8 protein-coding genes are annotated in these 8,977 nt (G+C 70.0%); 3 read left to right on the forward strand and 5 right to left on the reverse strand.

Annotated features, from left to right (window positions below; genetic code table 11):
• Window positions 1-444: 444 nt before the first annotated feature.
• Window positions 445-1,602: a serine hydrolase domain-containing protein gene (locus ABT147_RS46630; protein ID WP_351418523.1), complete on the reverse strand. Its 1,158-nt coding sequence runs from the start codon at window positions 1,600-1,602 to the stop codon at window positions 445-447.
• Between the two features lie 233 nt (window positions 1,603-1,835).
• Here ABT147_RS46630 and ABT147_RS46635 point away from each other — a divergent pair, with 233 nt between their 5' ends.
• Entirely contained in the window at window positions 1,836-2,450 is a 615-nt protein-coding gene (locus ABT147_RS46635) for a TetR/AcrR family transcriptional regulator (protein ID WP_351418525.1), read from the forward strand.
• 143 nt (window positions 2,451-2,593) lie between these two features.
• Here ABT147_RS46635 and ABT147_RS46640 read toward each other — a convergent pair whose 3' ends face one another.
• From ABT147_RS46640 to ABT147_RS46650, 3 genes are all read right to left on the reverse strand, one after another.
• Window positions 2,594-3,232, reverse strand: coding sequence for a DDE-type integrase/transposase/recombinase (locus ABT147_RS46640; protein ID WP_351418527.1), 639 nt, complete (start codon window positions 3,230-3,232; stop codon window positions 2,594-2,596).
• Window positions 3,233-3,428: 196 nt separating this feature from the next.
• Complete coding sequence (locus ABT147_RS46645) at window positions 3,429-4,454, reverse strand: Gfo/Idh/MocA family oxidoreductase (protein WP_351418529.1); 1,026 nt, start codon at window positions 4,452-4,454, stop codon at window positions 3,429-3,431.
• 50 nt (window positions 4,455-4,504) lie between these two features.
• Window positions 4,505-5,287: a TIM barrel protein gene (locus ABT147_RS46650; RefSeq protein WP_351418537.1), complete on the reverse strand. Its 783-nt coding sequence runs from the start codon at window positions 5,285-5,287 to the stop codon at window positions 4,505-4,507.
• Window positions 5,288-5,469: 182 nt separating this feature from the next.
• Between ABT147_RS46650 and ABT147_RS46655 the strand changes: the two genes are divergently transcribed.
• Both ABT147_RS46655 and ABT147_RS46660 read left to right on the forward strand, forming a co-directional pair.
• Complete coding sequence (locus ABT147_RS46655) at window positions 5,470-6,495, forward strand: LacI family DNA-binding transcriptional regulator (RefSeq protein WP_351418532.1); 1,026 nt, start codon at window positions 5,470-5,472, stop codon at window positions 6,493-6,495.
• 297 nt (window positions 6,496-6,792) lie between these two features.
• Window positions 6,793-7,281, forward strand: coding sequence for an ATP-dependent DNA ligase (locus ABT147_RS46660; RefSeq protein WP_351418539.1), 489 nt, complete (start codon window positions 6,793-6,795; stop codon window positions 7,279-7,281).
• Window positions 7,282-7,660: 379 nt separating this feature from the next.
• Here the strand turns inward: ABT147_RS46660 and ABT147_RS46665 are convergent.
• Window positions 7,661-8,977: CocE/NonD family hydrolase (locus ABT147_RS46665; RefSeq protein ID WP_351418534.1), on the reverse strand; the 1,317-nt coding region annotated here is incomplete at its 5' end.

An 8,977-nucleotide genomic window follows, 5' to 3' on the forward strand; every position in this document is an offset into this window, starting at 1 on the left:
CAGCATGGCGGCGAGCGTGAACATCGCCTTGAGCGTCGAGGAGATCGTGCAGGACATCCGCAGGCAGGTCGAGGTCCTGCTGCCTCGCTGAAGCGCGGCCCCAGCCTCAGGCCCAGGCGACCATCCGGATCAAGCCGTTCGCCGTTTGCAAGCAAGAGACGTCGGCAGGACCGTCTCCTGTACCCGCCACACCGCCCGCACTGCCTGCCTCGCTCATCCCCGGCCAGACCCTCGTCCTGCCCGAGGACGTCTGGCAGGGGCTGCGCGTTCGCCTTCAGTTTCGCCGGCGCGGAAGCGGAACCCCACCCTCTTCCTGACCGGTGCCGACGGCCGGGTGGAGGCTGAAGAGGATTTCGTCTGTCTGTCGTCAGCCCGGCCTTCTCGGCCGGCGCGGGACACGGGCGGCCACCCGCGGACGCCGTTGGCTCGGGTGACGGCGCCGCCTCAGTGGTCGTGCTGGGCGATCGCGCGCAGGAAGGCGACGGTTTCCATCTCTCGGTTGGTGGACTCCTCCGTGGAAGTGCCGTACCTGCGGTTGGCCGACAGCTTGACGATGGTGGTGCGGGCGGTCGGGTCGACGTAGACGAACTGGTTGTAGACACCGATGGCGCTGAACTCACCGCGGTCTCCGTCCGGGATCCACCACTGGTAGCCGTAGCCCAGGCCGAGCCGGTGGCCGCCGACGATCGGGCCGCCGGGCTCCAGGTGCGGGGCGGCGACGGTCACGGAGTCGCGCACCCATTGCGCGGGCACGACCTGCTCGCCCTGCCACACACCACCGTTGCGGTACAGCTCGCCGATCCGGGCGTAGTCACGCGCGGTGAGGTTGAGCCCGCCGTACGCCATCTCCGTCCCGGCCGGGTCGAGGACCCAGCGGCCGGGTGAGGCCATGCCGAGCGGCTCGCACAGCTTCTCCCGCATGTAGTCGGCAACCGTGCGGCCGGTCGCCCGGGCCACGAGCGCGCCGAGCACCTGGGTCTCGCCGGAGTTGTAGCGACAGACGGTGCCTGGCTCGCTCTCGCGTGCCATGTTCGCGACGAAGTCGTCGAGTGCGCCCTCGATGCCCAACGTGGCCATGCTGAGCAGCCAGATGTCCGAGGCCGGGTCGTTGTAGTCCTCGTTCCAGCGGGCACCGGACGACATCTGCAGCACGTCCCGGATCGCGATGCCGTCGTAGGCGGAGCCGGGCCGGACGGGGACGTAGGCGCTGATCGGCTCGTCGATGCTGCGGATGTGGCCCTCCTCGACGGCGATGCCGACGAGGGCGGAGACGAAGCTCTTGGACACGGACATGGACAGCCACGGCACGTCCGTGCCTCCGGTGAGCAGGTAGCGCTCGTAGCGGATCTCGCCGTCGATCAGCACGAGCAGCGCCGACGTGTCCGTGTCCGCCAGGAACTCCTCGGTCGACCGGACGGCGTCGTCGAACCTGTAAGTGGCGGGCAGGGTCGTCGCCTCGCCCAGTGGCCAGGGGTGCGGCTTCGGCGCGGGCGCCATCTCGCGGGTGTCCGCCAGGTCCTTGATCCGGCAGAAGTTCTCGTGCTGCGGCACACCGGTGAAAAGGCCGATCTCGGCAAGAGTCTGCGGCTGCTGAGCTGTCATCGTGGTCCTTCAATCGCTCAGGAGAAGGGGAGGGGAGGGGGAGGCCAACGGCTGCAGGCGGGGGAGCTCGGCCGGTCTGGCTCTTCGGTCCTTGTCGCGGGGGTGTCGCGCGCCAAGGAGTGACATTGCGGAGGGGCAGAGACCCGATGAGCGAGAAATTAGCAGTACCAGTCGGTTAGGACAACCAATTGGTACGCTTATTTTCATCTGGCAGAGAGTGAGGCACGGTAGCGATGAGCACTCCACGGGTGGACGGGCGGACGCTTCGCTTCCAGCACCGCAGGCCGGAACTGCTGGCGGCGGCCACCGAGTACGTTCTGGAGCACGGCGTCAGTGACCTGTCCCTGCGCCCGGTGGCCCAGGCTCTCGGCGTAACCCACGCCACTCTGCTGCGGCACTTCTCGTCCAAGGACGAGCTGATCCTGGAAGTCCTGGACAAGATCCGCACCGACCTGGCCGAGCAGCTGACCTCCGCCCCCGAGTACCGCGGGGCGCGCTCCACGGCCGAGCTGGTCAAGGCCGTGTGGCAGCGACTGTGCGAGCCGCACGAGCAGAGGCAGTTCCTCCTGCTGTTCGAGCTGGTCGGCCGGCACGGCTGGAAGCCCGAAGGTGACCGGGACCTGGTGCGTCCAATCATCGGCGGCTGGGTCGACATCCTCACCGACCGGCTCACGCAGGACGGACGGCCCCCCGAGGAAGCCTCAGCCCTGGCCACACTCCTGCTCGCCCAGGTACGGGGTCTTCAGCTCGATCTCCTGGTGTCCGGAGACCGGGAACGGGCCGACCGCGCACTCGACTTCTCACTCCGGCTGCTGGAGCACCGGAGCGGGTCGCCTGGGTGCGACTGAAGTGACAGCCGCCTCCTCGGCCGGCAGGCCGCGCCGCCGCGTACGTCGGCAACAGAAACGAGGGCGTTGTCACATTGTTGGCTGTGTGACTGCCTGACGGCGCGTCGTGGTGTGGTGTGGTGGAGCCTGGTTCCGGGCTGTGTTCAGGCCGCGGTGGCGAGGCCGGCGACGCCGGTGATGTGCTCCCAGATGGCGAAGCGGACGGTCGTCTCGGCTCGGTAGACGTGGGCGGGCATCAGATGGCGGCGGGGTCGGAAGTGGGGCGAGATACCGCTGAACGCGGACAGGAATCGCTGTGCTCCGCCCGTGGAGCGGAAGCGTCTCATCGCGCGTTCGCGCTGTCTGGTGGGTTGGTGGCTGTTCTCCGCCCGGTTGTTCAGGCCCTTGTGCGAGCGATGTTCCACCGAGGGCATGACCTCGCGGTGGGCGGCGCCGTAGGAGCGGAGCTTGTCGGTGACGACCACCCGCGGCACCATGCGCGTCTTCTTCATCAGCCTGCGGAGGCAGCGCCTGCCCGCGGCCTTGTCGTTGATGAAGACCTCGTCCAGGTGCCACTTGTCACCGGGCCGTGGCTGCCCACGGCGCAGCGCGGCGCCCGCGTAGGCCTGCCCGAACTTGGCGCACCAGCGACGCACCGTCTCGCAGGAGACGATCCCGCGCTCGAGCATCAGCTCCTCGACCTCGCGGAATGACAGCGGGAAGCGGAAGTACAGCCACACACAGTGGGAGATGACCTCGACCGGGTACCGGTGCCCCTTGTACGACAGCGACGCGCTCCCCACGGACAACCCTTCCCAGGCTGATCAACCAGAAGATCATCCCACCGGTCAGCCAACGTGACAGTGCCTGCTGGAGTACTAGTCACCGACACCCCCGCCGCACTCGAGCAGCGGGGGTGTCGCATGTTGGACTGACCTGCCGTCACCCCGTACTTGTCACACGGTGCCGGGGTCCGCGCTGCGGCCGAAGACCCGTGCTTCACAGGTCTTGGAGCTTGTCGACGCGGACGGGACCGCCAGTGGTGACGGACTGGACGGCGGCGAGGGCGATGGCCAGGGCAGCGCGTGCGTCCTCGCCGGTGGCGGAGGGGGTGCGCTGGGTGCGGACGCTGTCGGTGAAGTCGGCGAGTTCGGCCACATAGGCGTCGTGGAAGAGGTGTTGGTCATAGGTGACGCACTCGGCGGCGACGCCGTCCGGGCCGTATGCGGTCAGGTGGGTGCGGCGGACGTCGCCCATGGTGAGCATCCCGGCCGAGCCGAGGACCTCGGCGCGTACGTCATAGCCGTAGACGGCCTGGAAACTGGCCTCGGCGGTGGCGAGGGCGCCGTTGTCGAAGCGGACGGTGACGACGGCGGTGTCGAGCAGGCCGCGGTCCTTGAAGTCGGGGCGGATCAGGGCGTCCGCCATGGCGAAGACCTCGACGGGTTCGGCACCGGGGTTGAGGTGGCGCAGGACGTCGAAGTCATGGATGAGGGTCTCCAGGAAGATCGTCCACGGCGGTATGCGGGCCGGGTCGGCCAGAGCGGGGTCGCGGGTGAGCGAGCGCAACAGCTGCGGTGTGCCGATGGCGCCGGCGGCGATCTTCTCGTGGGCGGCTCTGAAGCCCGCGTCGTAGCGGCGGTTGAAGCCCACCTGGAGGGGCACGCCCGCATCCGCGGCGGCCGCGATGGCGCGGTCGGCCTCGGCGAGGGTGACCGCCATCGGCTTCTCGCAGTAGACCGCCTTGCCCGCCTTGGCGGCCGCCTCGACCAGGTCGGCGTGGGTACGGGCCGGGGTGGCGATCACCACCGCGTCGATGTGCGGGTCGGCGAGCAGTTCACCGATGTCGGTGTAGGCGGTGGCGCAGCCGAGCCGGTCGCCCAGGCTCCGCGCGGCGCCCGGGGTGGGGTCGGCGATGGCGCCGAGCCGGACGCCCGGGAGGCGGTGGGCGAGGGTCTCGGCGTGGAACGAACCCATCCGTCCGGCGCCGAGGAGGCCGACGGCGAGAGGCTGCTGGGTGGTCATGCGGGTGCTCCGTACGTCGTCGTCAGGGTAGGTACAGGCAATGGAGACAGTCAGACGGTGAAGGCGGAGCGGAAGCGCTCCAGAGCGAGCTCGCTGTCACCGGAGGCCCACGCCTCCATCGCGACCGTGCCCTCGTAGCCGAGGCCCACCAGGGCGCGGGCGACGGCGGGGTAGTTGATCTCCCCGGTTCCGGGTTCGCGGCGGCCGGGGACGTCGGCCACCTGGATCTCGCCGATCAGGCCCAGGGCATGGGCCCTGCGGACCAGCTCGATCAGATTCCCCTCGCCGATCTGGGCGTGGTAGAGGTCCAGATTCATCCGCAGCCCGGGCCGGTCCACGGCCGCGACCAGGGCCAGGGTGTCGGCGGCCGTCGCGAACGGCACCCCGGGGTGGTCGACGGCGGTGTTGAGGTTCTCCAGGGTGAAGACGACCCCGGCGCTCTCGCCCAGCTCGGCGAGGCGGGTGAGCGTGCGGTGGGCGGCGATCCACATCTCTCCGGTGACCTCACCGGTCACCGGCACCACCGGCAGGCCCTGGCCATCCAGTCCGGTGCCGTGCAGGTTCAGGCGAGGGCAGCCCAGTTGTTCGGCCGCCTTGAGCGACTCCTCCGCGGTGCTCAGGAGTTCGGCCGCGCCCTCCTCGTCGGTCAGACTGCCGCGGATGTAGCCGGTCATGGAGGAGAAGTCGGCCGGGGTCCGGGCCAGAGCGGCAAGGTCGTGCCGGGTCCAGTCCCAGATCTCGACCTGGAAACCGGCGTCATGGATGCGCCGTGCCCGCTCGTCGATCGGCAGATCCAGGAAGAGCATCTCGGCGCAGGCCGCCAGTGTGTACATCGCCACGTACCTCTCTCCGCGACTTCGGACTAGAACGTTCAAGGAACTAGAACGTTCTAGAACTCCGTGGAGCAGCAGTACGCCAGCTGTCGCCCTCCCCTGTCAAGACTCCGGTGGCCCGTGAAAGCTAGAACGTTCTATAGTCGACTCCGTAGGAGACGACTCCGACCAGGGAGGACAGGTTGCCGGCGACCCCAGCGGTCCCCAACGGAAAGCGACCGACGCTCGCCGACGTGGCGTCACGGGCAGGGGTGTCCACGGCGCTGGTCTCCATCGTGATGCGCGGCGCGAAGGGGGCCGGCGAGGCCACCCGCGAGCGCGTCCTTCAGGCCGCGCGGGAGATCGGTTACCGACCCGACGCCCGGGCCCGGCTGCTCCGCAGCCACCGCTCCCATCTGCTCGGGGTGCAGTTCGGCCTCCAGCATCCGTTCCACTCCGACCTGGTGGAGGGCATCTACGCGGCGGCCGAACCGGCCGGGTACCAGATCGCGTTGAGTGCCGTGGCCGCCGGGCGCGGCGAGCAGCGCGCCGTCGAGACACTGCTCGACGACCGCTGCGAGGCGCTGATCCTGCTCGGCCCGCAGGCCCCCGCCACACGGCTGGCGGAACTCGCCGGGCAACTGCCGGTCGTCTCCGTGGCCCGCCGGCTGCGGCCGTCCGTCCCGGGCCTGGAGGTCGTACGGACCGCCGACGACGAGGGAGCCGGCCAGGCGGTGGACCACCTCGTCGCTCTGGGCCACCGCGACATCGCCCACATCGACGGCGGCCGGGCACCGGGCGCAGCCGACCGGCGCCGCGGCTACCGCACCGCCATGAACCGCCACGGCCTTGGCGAACTCATCCGCATTCTCCCCGGCGGTCTCACTGAGGAGGAAGGCGCCGAGGCCGCCCGAACCCTGTCGGCCACCCGCCCGCGCCCCACCGCCGTACTGGCCTTCAACGACCGCTGCGCGACCGGCGTACTCGACCTCTTCCTCCGCTCCGGCGTCGCGGTCCCTGGCGACATCTCCGTCGTCGGGTTCGACGACAGCCATCTGGCCCGCCTGGCCCACATCGACCTCACCACCGTCGGACAGGACATCGCACGCCTCGCCGGGCTCGCCGTCGGCCGGGCCGTCGCACGCCTGGAGGGTGCGGAGATCCCCGCCGGGGAACAAGTCATCTCCCCCCGTCTCGTCGTCCGGGGAACGTCCGCCCCGCCCCCCTGAAGGCAGATCCCGGGCGGGCGCGGCCTGTGTGTTCCACGGCGCCGACGCCGACCACACCGAGAAGGCACCGGTTCGACTCGACGTCGTACATGCCGACCGGCCTGATCAGGAACGGCTGCCCCTCGGGCACACGCCACTCGTCCAGTTGCTCATCGAAGCCGCAAACAGCTCGCTGAACTCCCGCATGATCGGCGACACATCCCGCGGCCACATCAGCTCGACGGGTGAAGTGCACCCGCCATCCAGTGATCGACATGGCGCCGAACGATATCCCGCGGACAGCTCAGAAGCGCATGAATCAAGTGGGACGGGTTCAGGGCTCTGCTGTCCGTCGACGCGGGCCAGGTGGTGCTGCGTTCGAGGCGCGGCACCGAAATGGCGGCATCGTTTCCGGAGGTCGTGGCCGGGGTCGTGCAGCTGCCGGACGCGACCGCGCTGGACGGCGAGCTGGTCGTATGGGACGCCGCCGGTCGCCTCGCGTTCGAGCGGTTACAGAACCGGCTCGCCCGGCGCGGTGCAGGTACGGCCCGGGCGGCACAGGAGTGGCCGGCCCACTTCGTCGCGTTCGATCTGCTGCGGCTGTCCGGGACGGACACGACCGGGTGGCCGTACCGGCGGCGCAGGGCCGCGTTGGAGTCGGTGTTCGCCGCCCGTCGGCTTTCGGCGCCGTGGGCGCTGTGCCCGTCGGCGACGGCTCCCTCCTGGCCGAGGCCCGCTTCCAGGCCTTGGGCGGTCGGCAGCCCACTGAGACTCCCCCGAGCCTCCGAGCCGACGGCGTGCCCATAGCGTGCCCGTAAGACCGGTCAATCACGGTCACCAGCGGTGCGATGCTGCGCTCCCGGGCGCCACGCCAAAGCACATAGGCCCAGCTCAGAAGGCATCCGGCTCTCCACGCGCCGTCGCTTGCCAAGCTGAAAGTGCGAGGTCGATCCTCGTCACCCGCTCCATGATGAAACCCCAGGCCAACAGCCTGGGGTTTGTTTGTTGTCCGATCCCATTCGGGGGCTCGTTCGGGACCGCCGTCGAAGCCGGATGGGAACAGTCGATCAGTGCCTTGCCGTCCGGAACCGTCCGGGTCACCGAGTACGCCGGCTTCGCGGCCCCGCACCACCGCTGGACGTGCTGCCGCAGTTCGGCCGGCGGCGTGGCCGTCCCGGCGTGGTGCCTACGCTTTTTGGCGGGCCGGAACCACCGGCAGCACGATGCGGGAGGGCCGGGCGGGGTCGTGGAAGACCTGCTGGCGCGCCACTCGGGCCGTGGTCGCGTTCTCCTCGGGTTCGCCCGTGTTGAGGTTGCGGTCCCAGCGGGGGAAATTGCTGGAGGTGACCTGGACCCGTATGCGGTGCCCTGCCCGGAAGACGATGCTGGTCGACCACAGGTCCACGACGTGCTCGGCCGGCTCACCCGGGGTCGCCCGTACCCGCACGATGCCGTCGGTCACATTGCGGGAGACGCCGTGCTCGTCGACGTCACACAGCCGTGCCACCCAGTCGGTCGAGGGCCCGTCCGTGGCGGCGAAGAGCACGGCCTTGACGCGGCCGGTCACCTCGACGTCCGCGGTGAGCGGTTCGGTGGTGAAGACCAGGACGTCCTCACGCGCCTCCACGTCCCTCTGGTCGAGTGGCCCGGGACGGAACTCGTCGGACATCAGGAGTGCGCCGCCGGTCGTGGGCACCGGGTCCATGGGGTCGTAGGTGAACTCCTCGGCCTGCTCGGCGGCAGCGTGCGGCTCCTGCGTCAGGCGTCCGTCGGCGCGCAGGTGGAAGTCGGTGTCCACGGCCCGCGACAGGGGCCATTCCGTCTCCTCGCGCCACTGGTTGACGCCCATGACGAACAGCAGCACCCTGCCCATGTCCGGCTCCAGCGCCTCACCGTCGCCGAGCGTGCGCTGGAACCAGTCGAGCTGGAGGCCGTGCAGGGGTCCTCGCATGCCCATGAAGGCGGAGTTCGCGCCGAACCCGAAGTTGACGTCGCCGATGACGTGCTGCTGGTTGGCGTGACTCCACGGCCCCATGATCAGCGTGGCGGGCCGGCCGGCGCTGCGCATGGCGGTGAAGTTGTCCAGCGTGCCCTGGGTGAAGATGTCGTACCAGCCGCCGACCTGGAAGGTGGGCAGGTCGACCTCGTCGTGCCGGCCCGCGACCCGGGCCGTGCGCGCCCAGTCGGGCTCGCGCCGGGAGCGCTCGTAGCCCAGCTCGGGAAGGTCGTGCCGGGCGAACGCGGGAAACCGCCCGGCGGGCAGTTCGCCGTAACCGCCGTCTGCCAGGCCGTCGAGGTCCTGTACGAGACCGACGAGGCTGCCGCCGAGCGCGGCGGGGTCGGTGCTGTGCCGGCGCATCAGCGCGTCGGCGCCCATCATGAGGGACCAGGGCGCGGTGATGCCGAGTTCGATCGCACCGCCGCGCGTCCACAGCCCGTCGTCCGGATCGGACCACGTGACCATCGGCGCGATCGCTTTCAGCTCCGGCGGCTTGGACAACGC

It is taken from the genome of Streptomyces sp. NPDC001868 (assembly GCF_040297125.1).
GTDB lineage: Bacteria > Actinomycetota > Actinomycetes > Streptomycetales > Streptomycetaceae > Streptomyces.

Excerpts from the sequence above, each read along its gene's own strand:
- ABT147_RS46630 (WP_351418523.1), bottom strand. The coding sequence starts at position 1,602 with ATGACAGCTCAGCAGCCGCAGACTCTTGCCGAGATCGGCCTTTTCACC.
- ABT147_RS46635 (WP_351418525.1), top strand. The coding sequence starts at position 1,836 with ATGAGCACTCCACGGGTGGACGGGCGGACGCTTCGCTTCCAGCACCGC.
- ABT147_RS46645 (WP_351418529.1), bottom strand. The coding sequence starts at position 4,454 with ATGACCACCCAGCAGCCTCTCGCCGTCGGCCTCCTCGGCGCCGGACGG.
- ABT147_RS46650 (WP_351418537.1), bottom strand. The coding sequence starts at position 5,287 with ATGTACACACTGGCGGCCTGCGCCGAGATGCTCTTCCTGGATCTGCCG.